Raw genomic sequence first — 17,263 nt, 5'->3', positions numbered from 1 at the left:
CCATTCCTTAACTGAAAGTATATTGATGTTGTGTGTAAACGTTACTTATGAGTGACAGCCCGGACGATGCGATCGCCTGAGAATTGAATTAAATACACCAGTACCACCAGTAATACTAATACGGTGTTCATCACGGTCGCGTTATAGCCGATATAACCGTACTGATAGCCGATCTGCCCAAGCCCCCTGCGCCGACCGCGCCACCCATCGCGGAATAGCCCACCAGAGTGATTAGCGTAATAGTGGCGGCGTTAACGAGGCCCGGTAACGCTTCCGGCAGCAGTACCTTACGGACGATCTGCATCGGCGTGGCGCCCATGGCGCGCGACGCTTCGATAAGACCCGATGGGATCTCCAGCAGCGCGTTTTCAACCATACGGGCGATAAACGGCGCCGCGCCGACCGTCAGCGGCACGATAGCCGCCTGCAGACCAATCGAGGTGCCGACAATCACGCGGGTAAACGGAATCATCCATACCAGTAAGATAATAAAAGGAATGGAGCGGAAGATATTCACCAGCGCGGAGAGAACGCGATAAAGTTTCGCGTTTTCGATGATCTGGCCCGGACGCGTGACGTACAGTAGCACGCCTACCGGCAGGCCAATGACGAAACCGAAAAAGCCGGAGACAAAGGTCATCGCCAGCGTCTCCCAGACGCCTCGCACCAGTAACCCCATCATTGCTTCAGACATAACCCAGCACCTCTACTTTTACATGATGTTGTTGCAGGTAAGCGATAGCCGCTTGTGTTTCTTCCTGAGTGCCGTGCATTTCGGTCAGCATGATGCCGAACTTAACGCCGCCGGCGTAATCCATCTGCGCGCTGATGATATTGTTGTTGACGTTATAACGACGCGCCGTTTCGGAAAGAAGCGGGGCGTCGACCGACTGACCGGTGAATTCGAGACGCAGCAGCGGTACGCGGTTCTCGCTGGATTGCGCATTAAGACGCTGGGCGTAATCTTCCGGTATATCGAGATGCAGCGTGGACTGAATAAACTGCTGGGCCAGCGGCGTTTTCGGATGTGAGAACACTTCGCTGACGCTGTCTTGCTCAATAAGCTCGCCATTGCTGATAACCGCGACGCAGTCACAGATGCGCTTCACCACGTCCATTTCATGGGTGATAAGCAGGATTGTCAGGCCCAGACGACGGTTGATGTCTTTTAACAGTTCCAGTATGGAGCGGGTGGTGGCCGGGTCGAGCGCGCTGGTGGCTTCATCGCACAGCAGCACTTTCGGGTTGCTCGCCAGCGCGCGGGCGATTGCCACGCGTTGTTTCTGGCCGCCGGAGAGATTCGCCGGATACGCGTCCTGCTTTTCGCTCAGACCAACCAGCTCCAGCAGCTCGTTAACGCGACGTTTGATTTCATCCCGTGGCATGTTGTCCAGCTCCAGCGGGAGCGCAACGTTGCCAAAAACAGTGCGCGAAGCCAGCAGATTAAAATGCTGGAAAATCATGCCAATCTGGCGACGGGCTTTGGTCAGTTCCGATTCAGAAAGCGCGGTCAGCTCCTGGCCGTCAACCAGTACGCTGCCCTGAGTTGGGCGCTCAAGCAGGTTGACGCAGCGGATGAGCGTGCTCTTACCGGCGCCGGAAGCGCCAATCACGCCATAAATCTGCCCGGCCGGGACATGCAGGCTGACATTATTCAGCGCCTGTATGGTGCGGTTTCCCTGCTGGAACACTTTGGTGATATTGGACAGTTTGATCATCTGGTTATTTATTATCTTATAGGAGTTAGCCGTGGCATTTTGTTCTGCTTTATACGGCCGGTGACCGTAAACAGAATGGATGTTAAGGCATCCAGACGTCTAAATCAATCTGACTGTCAGCAATGAGCGCTTTCTCCGTCCAGGAATCATGCGATACTAGACAGCATTATTTAAGGCAGGAGTTTTTCAGGTGGCTAAATCTGTACCGGCAATTTTTCTCGACCGTGACGGCACGATTAATATCGATCACGGTTATGTGCACGAAATCGATCGGTTTGAATTCATTGATGGCGTTATCGAGGCGATGCGTGAGCTAAAGGAAATGGGCTTTGCACTGGTGCTGGTGACGAATCAGTCCGGCATTGCGCGGGGTAAGTTCACGGAAGCGCAGTTTGAGCAACTGACTGAATGGATGGACTGGTCACTCGCTGACCGCGGCGTCGATCTCGACGGCATCTACTATTGCCCGCATCACCCTGAAGGGGCGGTAGAAGCGTTCCGCCAGAACTGCGATTGCCGCAAGCCGCAGCCAGGCATGCTTATCTCTGCCCGGGATTTTCTGCACATCGATATGGCTGCTTCTTATATGGTGGGCGATAAATTAGAAGATATGCAGGCGGCAGCAGCGGCAGGCGTCGGCACAAAAGTATTGGTGCGTACCGGCAAACCTGTGACGCCGGAAGCAGAAGCAGCGGCGGATTGGGTGTTAAATAGCCTGTCTGCACTGCCGGAGGCCATCAAAAAGCGCTAAAAACGTACGCAATGACGAAAAGGTGAGCGGTCGTGATTTTTTTTATGTTTTCCGCTTGCCATTACGTCTCGGCTCCCTATAATGCGCCTCCATCGACACGGCGCTGATGAAGAACATCACACAGCGACGGTGAGTCGGAAAGAGAAAAATCCTGAAATTAAGGGTTGACTCTGAAAGAGGAAAGCGTAATATACGCCACCTCGCGACAGCAGGCTGAAGGCCGCGTCGCACCGCTCTTTAACAATTTATCAGACAATCTGTGTGGGCACTCGGGGCACTGATATCTTAACGTCTTCGGACGATAAACGAATATCAAGTCTCAAGTGAACAACAGTTAATTCATTACGAACTAACAGTTTAATTCTTTGAGCATCAAACTTTAATTGAAGAGTTTGATCATGGCTCAGATTGAACGCTGGCGGCAGGCCTAACACATGCAAGTCGAACGGTAACAGAAAGCAGCTTGCTGCTTTGCTGACGAGTGGCGGACGGGTGAGTAATGTCTGGGAAACTGCCTGATGGAGGGGGATAACTACTGGAAACGGTAGCTAATACCGCATAACGTCGCAAGACCAAAGTGGGGGACCTTCGGGCCTCATGCCATCAGATGTGCCCAGATGGGATTAGCTAGTAGGTGGGGTAACGGCTCACCTAGGCGACGATCCCTAGCTGGTCTGAGAGGATGACCAGCCACACTGGAACTGAGACACGGTCCAGACTCCTACGGGAGGCAGCAGTGGGGAATATTGCACAATGGGCGCAAGCCTGATGCAGCCATGCCGCGTGTATGAAGAAGGCCTTCGGGTTGTAAAGTACTTTCAGCGAGGAGGAAGGGGTTAAGGTTAATAACCTTGGCCATTGACGTTACTCGCAGAAGAAGCACCGGCTAACTCCGTGCCAGCAGCCGCGGTAATACGGAGGGTGCAAGCGTTAATCGGAATTACTGGGCGTAAAGCGCACGCAGGCGGTCTGTCAAGTCGGATGTGAAATCCCCGGGCTCAACCTGGGAACTGCATCCGAAACTGGCAGGCTTGAGTCTCGTAGAGGGGGGTAGAATTCCAGGTGTAGCGGTGAAATGCGTAGAGATCTGGAGGAATACCGGTGGCGAAGGCGGCCCCCTGGACGAAGACTGACGCTCAGGTGCGAAAGCGTGGGGAGCAAACAGGATTAGATACCCTGGTAGTCCACGCCGTAAACGATGTCGACTTGGAGGTTGTGCCCTTGAGGCGTGGCTTCCGGAGCTAACGCGTTAAGTCGACCGCCTGGGGAGTACGGCCGCAAGGTTAAAACTCAAATGAATTGACGGGGGCCCGCACAAGCGGTGGAGCATGTGGTTTAATTCGATGCAACGCGAAGAACCTTACCTGGTCTTGACATCCAGAGAATCCTGCAGAGATGCGGGAGTGCCTTCGGGAGCTCTGAGACAGGTGCTGCATGGCTGTCGTCAGCTCGTGTTGTGAAATGTTGGGTTAAGTCCCGCAACGAGCGCAACCCTTATCCTTTGTTGCCAGCACGTGATGGTGGGAACTCAAAGGAGACTGCCGGTGATAAACCGGAGGAAGGTGGGGATGACGTCAAGTCATCATGGCCCTTACGACCAGGGCTACACACGTGCTACAATGGCGCATACAAAGAGAAGCGACCTCGCGAGAGCAAGCGGACCTCATAAAGTGCGTCGTAGTCCGGATTGGAGTCTGCAACTCGACTCCATGAAGTCGGAATCGCTAGTAATCGTGGATCAGAATGCCACGGTGAATACGTTCCCGGGCCTTGTACACACCGCCCGTCACACCATGGGAGTGGGTTGCAAAAGAAGTAGGTAGCTTAACCTTCGGGAGGGCGCTTACCACTTTGTGATTCATGACTGGGGTGAAGTCGTAACAAGGTAACCGTAGGGGAACCTGCGGTTGGATCACCTCCTTACCTGCAAGATACAACCTCGCGTGCTCACACAGATTGTCTGATAGAAAGTAAAGAAGCAAAACCTCTACAGGCTTGTAGCTCAGGTGGTTAGAGCGCACCCCTGATAAGGGTGAGGTCGGTGGTTCAAGTCCACTCAGGCCTACCAACTCCTCAGGAGTTGAAGAGGTTTAACTACGATGGGGCTATAGCTCAGCTGGGAGAGCGCCTGCTTTGCACGCAGGAGGTCTGCGGTTCGATCCCGCATAGCTCCACCATCACTTCAGAGTGTACTCACTGAGTATACTGCGAAGTATTTGCTCTTTAACAATCCGGAACAAGCTGAAAATTGAAACAGACACGCTGCTGCATTCTTCCGTAATAAGGAATGCGCGGTGTGTCAGAGTCTCTCAAACTCGCAGCACGAAGACTTCTTCGGGTTGTGAGGTTAAGCGAACAAGCGTACACGGTGGATGCCCTGGCAGTCAGAGGCGATGAAGGACGTGCTAATCTGCGAAAAGCGCCGGTAAGGTGATATGAACCGTTATAACCGGCGATGTCCGAATGGGGAAACCCAGTGCAATTCGTTGCACTATCTCAGCATGAATACATAGTGCTGTGAGGCGAACCGGGGGAACTGAAACATCTAAGTACCCCGAGGAAAAGAAATCAACCGAGATTCCCCCAGTAGCGGCGAGCGAACGGGGAACAGCCCAGAGCCTGAATCAGCTTGTGTGTCAGTGGAACGGTCTGGAAAGGCCGGCGATACAGGGTGACAGCCCCGTACACGAAGGCACACAGGCTGTGAGCTCGATGAGTAGGGCGGGACACGTGATATCCTGTCTGAAGATGGGGGGACCATCCTCCAAGGCTAAATACTCCTGACTGACCGATAGTGAACCAGTACCGTGAGGGAAAGGCGAAAAGAACCCCGGCGAGGGGAGTGAAACAGAACCTGAAACCGTGTACGTACAAGCAGTGGGAGCCTTCGTAAGAGGGTGACTGCGTACCTTTTGTATAATGGGTCAGCGACTTATATTCTGTAGCAAGGTTAACCGTATAGGGGAGCCGAAGGGAAACCGAGTCTTAATTGGGCGTTAAGTTGCAGGGTATAGACCCGAAACCCGGTGATCTAGCCATGGGCAGGTTGAAGGTTGGGTAACACTAACTGGAGGACCGAACCGACTAATGTTGAAAAATTAGCGGATGACCTGTGGCTGGGGGTGAAAGGCCAATCAAACCGGGAGATAGCTGGTTCTCCCCGAAAGCTATTTAGGTAGCGCCTCGTGAACTCATCTTCGGGGGTAGAGCACTGTTTCGGCTAGGGGGCCATCCCGGCTTACCAACCCGATGCAAACTGCGAATACCGAAGAATGTTATCACGGGAGACACACGGCGGGTGCTAACGTCCGTCGTGAAGAGGGAAACAACCCAGACCGCCAGCTAAGGTCCCAAAGTCATGGTTAAGTGGGAAACGATGTGGGAAGGCCCAGACAGCCAGGATGTTGGCTTAGAAGCAGCCATCATTTAAAGAAAGCGTAATAGCTCACTGGTCGAGTCGGCCTGCGCGGAAGATGTAACGGGGCTAAACCATGCACCGAAGCTGCGGCAGCGACACTGTGTGTTGTTGGGTAGGGGAGCGTTCTGTAAGCCTGCGAAGGTGTGCTGTGAGGCATGCTGGAGGTATCAGAAGTGCGAATGCTGACATAAGTAACGATAAAGCGGGTGAAAAGCCCGCTCGCCGGAAGACCAAGGGTTCCTGTCCAACGTTAATCGGGGCAGGGTGAGTCGACCCCTAAGGCGAGGCCGAAAGGCGTAGTCGATGGGAAACAGGTTAATATTCCTGTACTTGGTGTTACTGCGAAGGGGGGACGGAGAAGGCTATGTTGGCCGGGCGACGGTTGTCCCGGTTTAAGCGTGTAGGTGTGATGACCAGGCAAATCCGGTTATCTTTAACACTGAGGCGTGATGACGAGGCACTACGGTGCTGAAGCAATAAATGCCCTGCTTCCAGGAAAAGCCTCTAAGCATCAGGTAACACGAAATCGTACCCCAAACCGACACAGGTGGTCAGGTAGAGAATACCAAGGCGCTTGAGAGAACTCGGGTGAAGGAACTAGGCAAAATGGTGCCGTAACTTCGGGAGAAGGCACGCTGACATGTAGGTGAAGCCCCTGCGGGTGGAGCTGAAGTCAGTCGAAGATACCAGCTGGCTGCAACTGTTTATTAAAAACACAGCACTGTGCAAACACGAAAGTGGACGTATACGGTGTGACGCCTGCCCGGTGCCGGAAGGTTAATTGATGGGGTTATCGCAAGAGAAGCTCCTGATCGAAGCCCCGGTAAACGGCGGCCGTAACTATAACGGTCCTAAGGTAGCGAAATTCCTTGTCGGGTAAGTTCCGACCTGCACGAATGGCGTAATGATGGCCAGGCTGTCTCCACCCGAGACTCAGTGAAATTGAACTCGCTGTGAAGATGCAGTGTACCCGCGGCAAGACGGAAAGACCCCGTGAACCTTTACTACAGCTTGACACTGAACATTGAGCCTTGATGTGTAGGATAGGTGGGAGGCTTTGAAGCGTGGACGCCAGTCTGCGTGGAGCCAACCTTGAAATACCACCCTTTAATGTTTGATGTTCTAACCTGGCGCCATAATCTGGCGTGGGGACAGTGTCTGGTGGGTAGTTTGACTGGGGCGGTCTCCTCCCAAAGTGTAACGGAGGAGCACGAAGGTCAGCTAATCCTGGTCGGACATCAGGAGGTTAGTGCAATGGCATAAGCTGGCTTGACTGCGAGAGTGACGGCTCGAGCAGGTGCGAAAGCAGGTCATAGTGATCCGGTGGTTCTGTATGGAAGGGCCATCGCTCAACGGATAAAAGGTACTCCGGGGATAACAGGCTGATACCGCCCAAGAGTTCATATCGACGGCGGTGTTTGGCACCTCGATGTCGGCTCATCACATCCTGGGGCTGAAGTAGGTCCCAAGGGTATGGCTGTTCGCCATTTAAAGTGGTACGCGAGCTGGGTTTAGAACGTCGTGAGACAGTTCGGTCCCTATCTGCCGTGGGCGCTGGAGAATTGAGGGGGGCTGCTCCCAGTACGAGAGGACCGGAGTGGACGCATCACTGGTGTTCGGGTTGTCATGCCAATGGCACTGCCCGGTAGCTAAATGCGGAAGAGATAAGTGCTGAAAGCATCTAAGCACGAAACTTGCCCCGAGATGAGTTCTCCCTGAGACTTTAAGTCTCCTGAAGGAACGTTGAAGACGACGACGTTGATAGGCCGGGTGTGTAAGCGCAGCGATGCGTTGAGCTAACCGGTACTAATGAACCGTGAGGCTTAACCTTACAACGCCAAAGAAGTCTGGCGTGTTGAGAGATGATATTCAGCTTGTGACGGATAAACGTTCATGGCGGTACGCGGTGGACGGACAGAATTTGCCTGGCGGCTGTAGCGCGGTGGTCCCACCTGACCCCATGCCGAACTCAGAAGTGAAACGCCGTAGCGCCGATGGTAGTGTGGGGCCTCCCCATGCGAGAGTAGGGAACTGCCAGGCATCAAATTAAGCAGTAAGCCGGAACCATAATCCGGTGGTGTGACGAAATTCGGTGGAGCGGTAGTTCAGTCGGTTAGAATACCTGCCTGTCACGCAGGGGGTCGCGGGTTCGAGTCCCGTCCGTTCCGCCACTTATTAAGAAGCCCTGAGCAAATGCTCAGGGTTTTTTTTCGTCTTTATCATTTCAATTGCTTTTTTAGCAAAAAACTCCTGCTTTTATTGCTCTTTTTCGCTGCCTACATTCCTTTCATAATCCTCTCCAGCTTTTAAAAGAGAGGTAAAACATGACAGTTCCTGCATTCGGTTTGGGCACATTCCGCCTGAAAGATGACGTCGTTATCGCATCGGTAAAAGACGCGCTGGCATCAGGTTATCGTGCCATTGATACCGCACAAATTTATGGTAATGAAGCGGCAGTCGGGCAGGCTATTGAGGAAAGCGGCATTGCACGCGAATCGCTTTATATCACCACTAAAATCTGGACAGAAAACCTCAGCAAGGATCGTCTCATCCCCAGCCTGAAAGAAAGCCTGGAGAAGCTGCGCACCGACTATGTCGATCTGACTCTGATTCACTGGCCTTCACCGGGTAACGCTGTGAGCGTAGCGGAATCGCTGAATGCGCTGCTTGAAGCTAAAGCACAGGGGCTGACGCGAGAAATCGGCATTTCTAATTTCACGATTGCGCTGATGCAGGAAGCCATTGATGCCATTGGCGCCGATCAGATTACTACTAACCAGATTGAGCTGTCGCCATATCTGCAAAACCGAAAGGTTGCCGAATGGGCGCAGGCGCACGGCATTCACATTACGTCTTATATGACGCTGGCATATGGTAATGCGCTTAAGGATGAGGTGATTGGCCAGATCGCGCAGAAGCATCAGGCCACGCCTGCGCAGGTCATTTTAAGCTGGGCGATGGCGCAGGGATACGCTGTAATACCGTCTTCGACGAAGCGTGAAAACCTGCAGAGTAATCTGGGGGCCTTGACGCTGCAGCTGGATGCAGACGATATGGCAGCTATCGCCGCGCTCGATCGCAACGAGCGTCTGGTTAGCCCTGACGGACTGGCTCCGGCATGGGATTAACGGTATAGCCCCGCGGGGGCTATTTTTTTATCTGCTCGCTCAGGAAATCGATAAACGTCCTGATGCGCGTACTGACAGCGCGATCGCTGTAATATACCGCACTGAAAGGCATCTCCACCGGCAGACGGTACTCTACCAGTAATTCCACCAGTTCACCTCGTTCTATCTCTTTATCGATCATGTAATCTGACAGGCAGGCAATGCCATTGCCGTTGAGGCACAGTTGTTTGAGCGTCTCGCCGCTATTAGATGTCATCCCGGGCTTAATCTCCAGCAACTGCCCGTCTTCACAGGCGACTGGCCAGGTGTTAAGCGTCACTGGCTCCGTGAAGCCTAAACAAACGTGAGCTTTAAGATCGCAAATAGTGGCTGGCGTACCGTGATGCTCAAGATAGTCAGGGGCGGCAACGATTTTCCTGAAGCTGGTAAATAGCGGGCGTGCCCGGAGACTTGAATCAGTCAGCGTACCCGCGCGGATCGCCACATCCACTTTACGCTCGATGAGATTAATAAAGGTCTCAGAAGAAACCAGCGAGAGCGTGACCTCCGGGTAGCGCTCGCGAAAGGGTTTAATCATCGGCATTAACAGATGCAGGATCACCGGCGTGGCAGCATCGATCCGCAGCAGCCCGCGCGGCGTTTGCCGGCTTTCCATCAGTTCGGTTTCCGCAGCCCCCATCTCCTGCAACACCAGCTGAACACGACGGAAGTAACGCTCTCCTTCTTCCGTCAGGCTCAGCTGGCGCGTAGTACGGTTGAGCAAGCTGACGCCAAGTTTCATCTCCAGCTTTTTTACTGCCCGGCTGACGGCGGAATTTGCAAGATTGAGCTGCTCCGCCGCCCGGCTAAAGCTTCCGCTCTCCACGACCGCGACGAAAATAATCAGTTCATCAGAAGAAGCTTTCATTATTGCTCCAAAGGCAAAATTGTATTGAGACTTTGCATATTTTTGTTATTTAACCACAGCGCCATACTGCACGTCATCAACGACACAGTATGGAGTGAATTATGCCGCTGGCATTACTTGCATTAACCATTAGCGCCTTTGCGATAGGCACAACTGAATTTGTTATCGTGGGCCTGGTGCCCACCATCGCGCAGCAGCTCTCCGTTACGCTGCCTTCCGCCGGGTTGCTGGTTTCCGTCTATGCGCTGGGTGTTGCCATCGGCGCGCCCGTGCTGACGGCACTCACTGGCGCTATGCCCCGCAAGCAACTGCTTGTCGGGCTGATGGTACTGTTTACCGCCGGGAATCTGCTGGCCTGGCTTGCGCCTGACTATGAGACGTTAATTGCGGCGCGTCTGCTGACAGGGCTGGCTCACGGCGTCTTCTTCTCCGTCGGCTCCACGATCGCCACCAGTCTGGTCACGAAAGAAAAAGCCGCATCGGCCATTGCCATTATGTTCGGTGGGCTGACAGTCGCGCTGGTTACCGGCGTGCCGCTGGGGACGTTTATCGGTCAGCATTTCGGTTGGCGTGAGACATTTCTTGCCGTCTCTGCGCTGGGCGTGGTGGCGCTGATCGGCAGTATGGTCCTGGTGCCGAAAGAGATCCCTCGTCGCGCGGTGGCCAGCCTGCGGGATCAACTGAGCGTGTTAACGCACCCGCGTCTGCTGTTGATCTATGCGATCACTGCGCTGGGCTATGGCGGCGTGTTCACCGCCTTTACGTTCCTGGCGCCGATGATGCAGGAGCTGGCAGGTTTCTCTCCCGCCGCCGTCAGCTGGATCCTGTTGGGCTACGGCATTTCCGTTGCGGTCGGGAATATCTGGGGTGGTAAGCTGGCCGACCGCCGTGGTGCTGTAGCCGCGCTCACGCTTATCTTCGCGGCGCTGGCAATATTGCTGCTGGTCTTTCAGTTTACGGCGACGATGCACTATGCCGCGCTGGTGACGGTTCTGGTGATGGGGATCTTCGCGTTTGGCAACGTACCGGGGCTTCAGGTCTATGTGGTGCAGAAGGCGGAGCAATATACGCCAGGCGCGGTGGATGTCGCTTCCGGGCTGAATATCGCCGCCTTTAACATTGGTATCGCGCTGGGCTCGGTCATTGGCGGCCAGACGGTGCAGACAGTCGGGCTGTCCCAGACACCGTGGACAGGCGCGCTTATCGTTGCGGTGGCGCTGGCGTTGATTATCTGGAGCGGCAGGCTCGATAAACGTGCAAGCTTTAAACTTGCCTGATTTTCGGGAGCGCTTCGCAGGAAGCGCTCCTTCTGCTTTCCCCACGGTCATTGCATCTGTGAGCTAAAATCCCTATAACTGGTAAAAGTCGCTTATCTTGCGAACACATCTACAGGGGTTAGCAGCGAAACGTGCGAAAACATACTTATGCCATGCGCTATGTCGCCGGTCAGCCAGCAGAACGCATTCTGGCGCCAGGATCGTTTGCGAGTATAGGAAAGGCATTACCCGCCGGAGAACCCTTGCCTGGAGACGGCTCGCTCAGAGTCCTGGTCTGGAACATCTTTAAGCAGCAGCGCGCTGAGTGGCTCTCGGTCCTGCAAAATTTTGGTAAAGAGGCGCATCTGGTGCTGTTGCAGGAGGCCCAGACAACACCGGAGCTGGTGCGATTCGCCACCACCAACTATCTGGCGGCAGATCAGGTGCCGGCTTTTGTGTTGCCGCAGCATCCGTCAGGGGTAATGACGCTCTCTGCTGCTCATCCCGTTTACTGCTGCCCGCTGCGCGAGCGCGAGCCAATCCTGCGCCTCTCTAAATCCGCGCTGGTGACGGTCTATCCACTGCCGGATGGCCGCCTGCTGATGGTAGTTAACATTCATGCGGTTAATTTCAGTCTTGGGGTAGATGTCTACAGCAAACAGCTGGGGCCTATCGGCGATCAGATTGGTCATCACAGCGGCCCGGTGATCATGGCAGGCGATTTCAACGCCTGGAGCCGCCCGAGAATGAACGCGTTGTACCGCTTCGCGCGCGAAATGTCGCTGCGTGAAGTCCGTTTTACCGATGACCAGCGTCGCCGCGCGTTCGGTCGTCCACTCGATTTTGTGTTTTATCGCGGCCTGGCTGTCCAGGAAGCCTCCGTGCTGGTCACCCGCGCCTCCGATCACAACCCGCTACTCGTCGAATTCAGTCCCGGCAAACCTGAGCAGAAGTAAGGGGTGTCAGGTCTGCCGTTGGGCAGACCCTGCGCCTGCCCTTTCTTTTACTCAATGCAAGGACATGACAATGGCAACAGACTCTCATCACGATAATGTAGAAAAGCAGTTCGGCTCGCAGGCGAAAGCCTATTTAACCAGTCAGGTACATGCCACGGGGCGTGATCTCCGACAGTTGCGTGAGCGCCTGGCCGCATTTGCGCAGGCGCGAGTGCTCGATCTCGGTTGCGGGGCAGGGCACGCCAGCTTTGCCGCAGCAGAGCAGGTGCGAGAGGTTGTCGCTTATGATTTATCCTCCTCAATGCTTGCTGTGGTAGCGGAGGCGGCGCGCGAGCGCGGTTTCAGTCACCTGTCGACATGTCAGGGGCATGCGGAGTCTTTGCCATTTGAGGCAGAAAGCTTTGATATTGTGATAAGCCGTTATTCAGCGCACCACTGGCATGATGTGGGCCTTGCGCTGCGCGAGATAACGCGCGTCCTGAAACCCGGCGGTACCGTCATCATGATGGATATTCTTTCGCCCGGCCATCCGGTTCTGGATATCTGGCTGCAGACCGTCGAAGCGCTGCGTGATACCTCGCACGTTCGTAACTATGCCAGCGGTGAATGGTTATCGATGTTTAATCAGGCAGGGCTTATCACACGCAACGTCGACACCGATCGACTGGAACTGGAATTCAGTAGCTGGATTGCGCGCATGCGTACGCCTGAAGTACTCACGCAGGCGATCCGCGCTTACCAGCGCAGCGCGTCGGCCGGGGTGCAGCGTTATTTTGCGCTGCAGGAGGACGGCTCTTTCACCAGCGATACGATCATGATTGAGGCGAGTAAAGCGGCGTAATGCGGATAAAGAAAAAGGCACCGGGGGAATCGGTGCCTTTTCATGAGACTGCGGCTGGCGGTCAGGAATCGGGCGTCGAACTGTTCTTCACAAACAGGGTGATTTGATCGCCCGGTTGCAGATTGTCCGTATCGCTGTTCCAGCGCAACACATCCTTAATGTTTACGCCGTGACGCTTAGCTATGCTTGAGAGCGAATCGCCCTTACGCACTTTGTAGGTGATGCTGTCATTGTTGCTCGCCAGCTCGCCTGAGCTACTGACTGTGCCAACGGACAACGTCTGGCCTGGCTTCAGCTTCGCGCCGCGCAGATTGTTCCAGCGCTGCAAATCTTTGGTGCTGACGTTCATCCGGGCGGCAATTGCAGAAAGCGTATCGCCGGAACGCACTTTATAAGTGCGCGCAGACAGTGAATTATCGGCAACCAGCGTCGGCTGAACCGCAGCAATTTCACCCGCTGCCAGAGACGTACGCAACTGCTGCGCATGCTTCTGCGGCACCATGACGTACTGAGGCCCGCTCACGCCGAGGGTAGAGCCCTTAACGCCCGCATTGAAGGTTTTCAGCTTATTCACTGAAATCCCGGCCATTTCCGCAAGCTGTTCCATTTCCACCGGATTATTTACCTTCACGCGAGCCAGCGCACGGCTTTCATCCGTTGTCGGTAAACGCACCCCATACCTTTTGCTGTTTTTGAGTATGTCACTCAGCGCCAGCATTTTCGGCACGTAAATTTTGGTTTCCTGTGGCAGTGAGAGCGACCAAAAATCCGTGGGCATGCCACGTGCTTTATTCGCTTTCATTGCCTTCATTACACGACCTTCACCGCTGTTATAGGCCGCGACGGTCAGTAACCAGTCGCCGTCAAACATACGGTTCAGACGTTGCATCATGTTCAGTGCGGCAGTTGTGGACGCCACCACATCACGACGCGCGTCGTAATTTCGGGTCTGTTTTAAACCATAATTCCGCCCCGTGCTCGGGACAATCTGCCAGATGCCTGCGGCATTCGCGCCAGATGTCGCGTGGGGGTTAAAAGCGCTCTCCACTATGGGTAGTAGTACCAGTTCCATTGGCATATTACGTTTCTTAATCTGCCCGGCTATCCAGTACATATACGGCTCTGCCCGTAAAGTTACATCGTGGAGATAGCTCTTATTACTCAAGTACTTCAGTTTTTGTTCGCGGATCCGGTCATTTTCCGGAATCCCCATCTTTAGCTCGTCGCCAATGAAAGTCCACAGGTCCTGATCTTGCGCGAGGAAAGTTCCATCATCCATCCACCGCGCAGAAGCCGCTCGACCAGCGAACTTTCCTGCTTCCCCTTGACCAGCCGCAGAAAGGCTCTGTGCATGCTGTTGGACGCTGCCGTCGTGTTGCGACGCCTGGCACCCCACAAGCAGGACAGAGGCGAGTAAGATCGCTTTTGCCTTCATGTGTGTGTCAATAGTTGCTTAAAAGACGAGCAATGATAACGGCGAAGTTTCCTGAATACAAGCAAGAATTTTTAGAAGTTATCTTTCTTTGACCTTAACCATGCAAATCTCTCTTCAGGAGAGGACAACCGCAGATCTGCATTAATTTTTCCAATAAAATCATCATCTTCAAGACGGAGGTAAAGATTTATTTGGCGCTCATTTTTAAGAATTGAGGGGAGTGTTTTTTGATTTTTCGCACGTAACTCATTAACTTCTCGATAATATTGGGTTAAAACCGGATCGTTCGGCAAAATAGCCACTAAAAACTTAAGATTGCTTAATGTGTACTCGTGGGCGCAGCAAATAAGCGTTTCGTCGGGCAGGGCGTTTATCTTTTGGAAGGATTGGTACATCTGCGCTGGCGTGCCTTCAAACAGGCGTCCACAACCGCCAGAGAACATGGTGTCGCCACAAAACAGATAAGGGAAACTGAAATATGAGAAATGTCCTAAAGTGTGACCTGGCGTGGCGAACGCGAGGAAATCACAGCCCAGAATGTTGAACTTCTCGCCATCGTTGACTATAACCTGCGCGCCTTTGCTACGGGTCTCTTCTGGCCCGTACACAACGAGATCGGGAAAACGCGCCACTAATTCTTTTACCCCACCGGTGTGATCGTGATGATGATGGGTCAGTAAAATCGCCATCGGCCGCCATTGGTTTTCTTCAATAGCGTTCAATACCGGTTCCGCCTCGCCCGGGTCGACAATCAGGCATTGCCCTTCTGCATTATTCAACACCCAGATGTAGTTATCCTCGAAAGCAGGAATACTGTTAAGATTCATAAATCACCTCTTATGCATTACGGAAGGTAGTGATGAAACCGGCAAGGACACCCGCGACACTCAGCGCACCGGCCCACTGGGATGCATTTTCCTGGGGCGACAATTATCGCGCGACGCTTGAGCGGGAACTCCAGCCCTGGCTTGGGAAAATGTATGGCTTTCATTTGCTTAAGATAGGCAATCTCAGCGCGGAGATAAACACCGACGCCTGCGCTATTTCCCATCAGGTCAATATTGCGCAACAAGGCGATGCGCTGCAGGTGCAGGGCGACCCGCTGCATCTGCCGTTTGCCGCTAAATCCGTCGATGCCTGCCTGCTGGCGCATACGCTGCCCTGGTGCACCGATCCACATCGGCTGCTCAATGAGGCGGATCGGGTGCTGATTGATGATGGCTGGCTCATCATGACCGGTTTTAACCCGGTGAGCCTGCTGGGCGCGGCCAAACTCCTGCCGTTCGTTCGCAAACGCGCGCCGGTGAATAGCCGGATGTTTACCCTGATGCGCCAGATGGACTGGCTGTCGCTGCTTAACTTTGAGCTGCTCTATTATAACCGTTGTCAGGTGCTGCCCTGGTGTCGGCAGGGCGGCAAAATGCTGACGAAACATTTGCCTGCGCTGGGCTGTTTGCAGGTGATGGTGGCGCGCAAGCGCACCATCCCGCTGACGATCAATCCATTAATGAAGCCGCGCGCCCGCACGCAACTGCGCCCGGCTGTCGGCGCCACACGGCAGTATCGCAAGCCTTAACTCGCTGCCGTTTCCGGTTGATAGCCGGTGTCTTCAAGCGTTGGCGCCATTGCGGCCGCGCGCGCCAGTTCGTCACAGCGTTCGTTTTCCGGGTGCCCGGCGTGGCCCTTGACCCACTCCCACTTAATCTCATGCTGGCTTAGCGCCGCATCCAGCCGCTGCCATAAATCGACATTTTTAACCGGTTTCTTGTCGGCGGTTTTCCAGCCGCGCTTTTTCCAGTTGTGTATCCACTGCGTGATGCCCTGGCGCACATACTGGCTGTCGGTGCTGAGCGTGACGGTGCAGTGCTCGCGCAGCGCCTCCAGCGACACAATCGCCGCCATCAGCTCCATTCGGTTATTGGTCGTCAGGCGATAGCCGGCGCTAAAGGTACGCTCGTGCTGCTTATAACGCAGAATCGCGCCATAACCCCCCGGCCCCGGGTTGCCGAGACAAGATCCATCGGTGAAAATTTCTACCTGTTTACGCATCTCTGGTAGACTTCCTGTGAGTAAAAAGCCAAGTCTGACATAAACGAGCGCTATGAGCACAGCTATTACACGACAGATCGTTCTGGATACCGAAACCACCGGTATGAACCAGATAGGCGCCCATTATGAAGGGCACCGCATTATTGAGATCGGTGCGGTTGAAGTCATTAACCGTCGCCTGACCGGCAATAACTTTCACGTCTACCTCAAGCCCGACCGGCTGGTGGACCCGGAAGCCTTTATGGTTCACGGCATCTCCGACGAGTTTTTGCTGAATAAACCGGTTTTCGGCGATGTGGTGGACGATTTTCTCGACTACATTCGCGGCGCTGAGCTGGTCATCCATAACGCGTCGTTCGATATCGGCTTTATGGATTACGAATTCGGCATGCTCAACCGTGGCATTCCGAAGACCGAAACGTTCTGCAAAATCACCGACAGCCTGGCGATGGCCCGTAAGATGTTCCCGGGCAAGCGCAACAGCCTCGATGCATTATGTTCGCGTTATGAGATAGACAATACCAAGCGTACGCTGCACGGCGCATTGCTCGACTCCCAAATTCTGGCGGAAGTCTATCTGGCCATGACCGGCGGGCAGACGTCCATCGCGTTCGCGATGGAAGGGGATGGGCAGCAACAGCAGGGCGATACCGGCATTCAGCGTGTGGTCCGCCAGGCGTCGCGCCTTAAGGTCGTTCGGGCGTGCGATGAAGAACTGGCAGCGCATGAATCGCGTCTCGATCTGGTGCAGAAAAAGGGCGGTAGCTGCCTCTGGCGCGCCTGAGCATACTGAAAATGCTGACA

12 protein-coding genes, 3 tRNA genes, 3 rRNA genes and 1 pseudogene are annotated in these 17,263 nt (G+C 54.2%); 13 read left to right on the top strand and 6 right to left on the bottom strand.

The genetic code is table 11. From position 1 onward, the window contains the following. Positions 1-41: 41 nt before the first annotated feature. A pseudogene (locus BJP61_RS17300) lies at positions 42-694 on the bottom strand (methionine ABC transporter permease MetI). Further along, positions 687-1,718 (bottom strand): methionine ABC transporter ATP-binding protein MetN, encoded by a 1,032-nt coding sequence (gene metN, locus BJP61_RS17295; RefSeq protein ID WP_171998836.1) that lies wholly within the window; start codon positions 1,716-1,718, stop codon positions 687-689. Before metN ends, BJP61_RS17300 begins: the two are co-directional and overlap by 8 nt. Positions 1,719-1,908: 190 nt before the next feature. Here metN and gmhB point away from each other — a divergent pair, with 190 nt between their 5' ends. From gmhB to dkgB, 8 genes are all read left to right on the top strand, one after another. Beyond that, positions 1,909-2,469, top strand: coding sequence for a D-glycero-beta-D-manno-heptose 1,7-bisphosphate 7-phosphatase (gmhB, locus tag BJP61_RS17290; protein ID WP_161579947.1), 561 nt, complete (start codon positions 1,909-1,911; stop codon positions 2,467-2,469). 380 nt (positions 2,470-2,849) lie between these two features. Continuing rightward, a 16S ribosomal RNA gene (locus tag BJP61_RS17285) occupies positions 2,850-4,392 on the top strand. Positions 4,393-4,460: 68 nt separating this feature from the next. Next, positions 4,461-4,537, top strand: a tRNA-Ile gene (locus BJP61_RS17280). Between the two features lie 33 nt (positions 4,538-4,570). Then, positions 4,571-4,646 (top strand) — tRNA-Ala (locus BJP61_RS17275). 168 nt (positions 4,647-4,814) lie between these two features. Beyond that, positions 4,815-7,718: ribosomal RNA gene (locus tag BJP61_RS17270) — 23S ribosomal RNA — on the top strand. Positions 7,719-7,811: 93 nt separating this feature from the next. Next, a 5S ribosomal RNA gene (rrf, locus tag BJP61_RS17265) occupies positions 7,812-7,927 on the top strand. The 16S, 23S and 5S rRNA genes sit together here with 3 tRNA genes alongside, the layout of an rRNA operon. A gap of 54 nt (positions 7,928-7,981) precedes the next feature. Next, a tRNA-Asp gene (locus tag BJP61_RS17260) sits at positions 7,982-8,058 on the top strand. A 153-nt stretch (positions 8,059-8,211) separates the two neighbouring features. Then, positions 8,212-9,015: a 2,5-didehydrogluconate reductase DkgB gene (dkgB, locus tag BJP61_RS17255; protein ID WP_171998834.1), complete on the top strand. Its 804-nt coding sequence runs from the start codon at positions 8,212-8,214 to the stop codon at positions 9,013-9,015. A 19-nt stretch (positions 9,016-9,034) separates the two neighbouring features. On the opposite strand, the gene yafC is transcribed toward dkgB, so the two are convergent. Then, positions 9,035-9,922, bottom strand: coding sequence for a DNA-binding transcriptional regulator YafC (yafC, locus tag BJP61_RS17250; protein ID WP_161579311.1), 888 nt, complete (start codon positions 9,920-9,922; stop codon positions 9,035-9,037). Positions 9,923-10,023: 101 nt separating this feature from the next. Here yafC and BJP61_RS17245 point away from each other — a divergent pair, with 101 nt between their 5' ends. The 3 genes from BJP61_RS17245 (at position 10,024) to BJP61_RS17235 (ending at position 12,975) form a co-directional block, all read left to right on the top strand. Next, the gene (locus BJP61_RS17245; protein WP_038864628.1) at positions 10,024-11,199 is read left to right on the top strand and encodes an MFS transporter; all 1,176 of its coding nucleotides are present in this window, start codon (positions 10,024-10,026) and stop codon (positions 11,197-11,199) included. A 131-nt stretch (positions 11,200-11,330) separates the two neighbouring features. Next, positions 11,331-12,134: an endonuclease/exonuclease/phosphatase family protein gene (locus BJP61_RS17240; protein ID WP_038864625.1), complete on the top strand. Its 804-nt coding sequence runs from the start codon at positions 11,331-11,333 to the stop codon at positions 12,132-12,134. Between the two features lie 70 nt (positions 12,135-12,204). Beyond that, on the top strand, positions 12,205-12,975 hold the full coding sequence (locus BJP61_RS17235) for a class I SAM-dependent methyltransferase (protein WP_161580665.1): 771 nt from the start codon (positions 12,205-12,207) through the stop codon (positions 12,973-12,975). Positions 12,976-13,036: 61 nt separating this feature from the next. On the opposite strand, the gene mltD is transcribed toward BJP61_RS17235, so the two are convergent. Together mltD and gloB are read right to left on the bottom strand one after the other, a co-directional pair. Then, the gene (mltD, locus tag BJP61_RS17230; RefSeq protein WP_038864620.1) at positions 13,037-14,410 is read right to left on the bottom strand and encodes a murein transglycosylase D; all 1,374 of its coding nucleotides are present in this window, start codon (positions 14,408-14,410) and stop codon (positions 13,037-13,039) included. A gap of 71 nt (positions 14,411-14,481) precedes the next feature. Beyond that, positions 14,482-15,237, bottom strand: a complete 756-nt coding sequence (gene gloB / locus BJP61_RS17225; protein ID WP_171998832.1) for a hydroxyacylglutathione hydrolase — start codon at positions 15,235-15,237, stop codon at positions 14,482-14,484. A gap of 32 nt (positions 15,238-15,269) precedes the next feature. On the opposite strand from gloB, the gene BJP61_RS17220 reads away from it, so the two are divergent. Then, entirely contained in the window at positions 15,270-15,986 is a 717-nt protein-coding gene (locus tag BJP61_RS17220) for a class I SAM-dependent methyltransferase (RefSeq protein WP_171998830.1), read from the top strand. On the opposite strand, the gene rnhA is transcribed toward BJP61_RS17220, so the two are convergent. Then, positions 15,983-16,558 carry a ribonuclease HI gene (rnhA, locus tag BJP61_RS17215; RefSeq protein ID WP_161579310.1) on the bottom strand — a complete coding sequence of 192 codons (576 nt, stop codon included), beginning with the start codon at positions 16,556-16,558 and terminating at the stop codon, positions 15,983-15,985. The genes BJP61_RS17220 and rnhA overlap by 4 nt on opposite strands. On the opposite strand from rnhA, the gene dnaQ reads away from it, so the two are divergent. Further along, complete coding sequence (gene dnaQ / locus BJP61_RS17210) at positions 16,512-17,243, top strand: DNA polymerase III subunit epsilon (protein ID WP_007720151.1); 732 nt, start codon at positions 16,512-16,514, stop codon at positions 17,241-17,243. The genes rnhA and dnaQ overlap by 47 nt on opposite strands. Positions 17,244-17,263: the final 20 nt, after the last annotated feature.

This window comes from Cronobacter sp. JZ38, from assembly GCF_008932145.1.
Taxonomy (GTDB): domain Bacteria; phylum Pseudomonadota; class Gammaproteobacteria; order Enterobacterales; family Enterobacteriaceae; genus Cronobacter; species Cronobacter muytjensii.
The sequence above is the reverse complement of the archived record's forward strand: the minus strand, read 5'-3'. Positions and strand labels throughout refer to the sequence as shown.

Bases quoted from the DNA above. Each gene is read 5' to 3' on its own strand.
- metN (WP_171998836.1), bottom strand. From the start codon at position 1,718: ATGATCAAACTGTCCAATATCACCAAAGTGTTCCAGCAGGGAAACCGC.
- dkgB (WP_171998834.1), top strand. From the start codon at position 8,212: ATGACAGTTCCTGCATTCGGTTTGGGCACATTCCGCCTGAAAGATGAC.
- yafC (WP_161579311.1), bottom strand. From the start codon at position 9,922: ATGAAAGCTTCTTCTGATGAACTGATTATTTTCGTCGCGGTCGTGGAG.
- BJP61_RS17245 (WP_038864628.1), top strand. From the start codon at position 10,024: ATGCCGCTGGCATTACTTGCATTAACCATTAGCGCCTTTGCGATAGGC.
- BJP61_RS17235 (WP_161580665.1), top strand. From the start codon at position 12,205: ATGGCAACAGACTCTCATCACGATAATGTAGAAAAGCAGTTCGGCTCG.
- mltD (WP_038864620.1), bottom strand. From the start codon at position 14,410: ATGAAGGCAAAAGCGATCTTACTCGCCTCTGTCCTGCTTGTGGGGTGC.
- gloB (WP_171998832.1), bottom strand. From the start codon at position 15,237: ATGAATCTTAACAGTATTCCTGCTTTCGAGGATAACTACATCTGGGTG.
- BJP61_RS17220 (WP_171998830.1), top strand. From the start codon at position 15,270: ATGAAACCGGCAAGGACACCCGCGACACTCAGCGCACCGGCCCACTGG.
- dnaQ (WP_007720151.1), top strand. From the start codon at position 16,512: ATGAGCACAGCTATTACACGACAGATCGTTCTGGATACCGAAACCACC.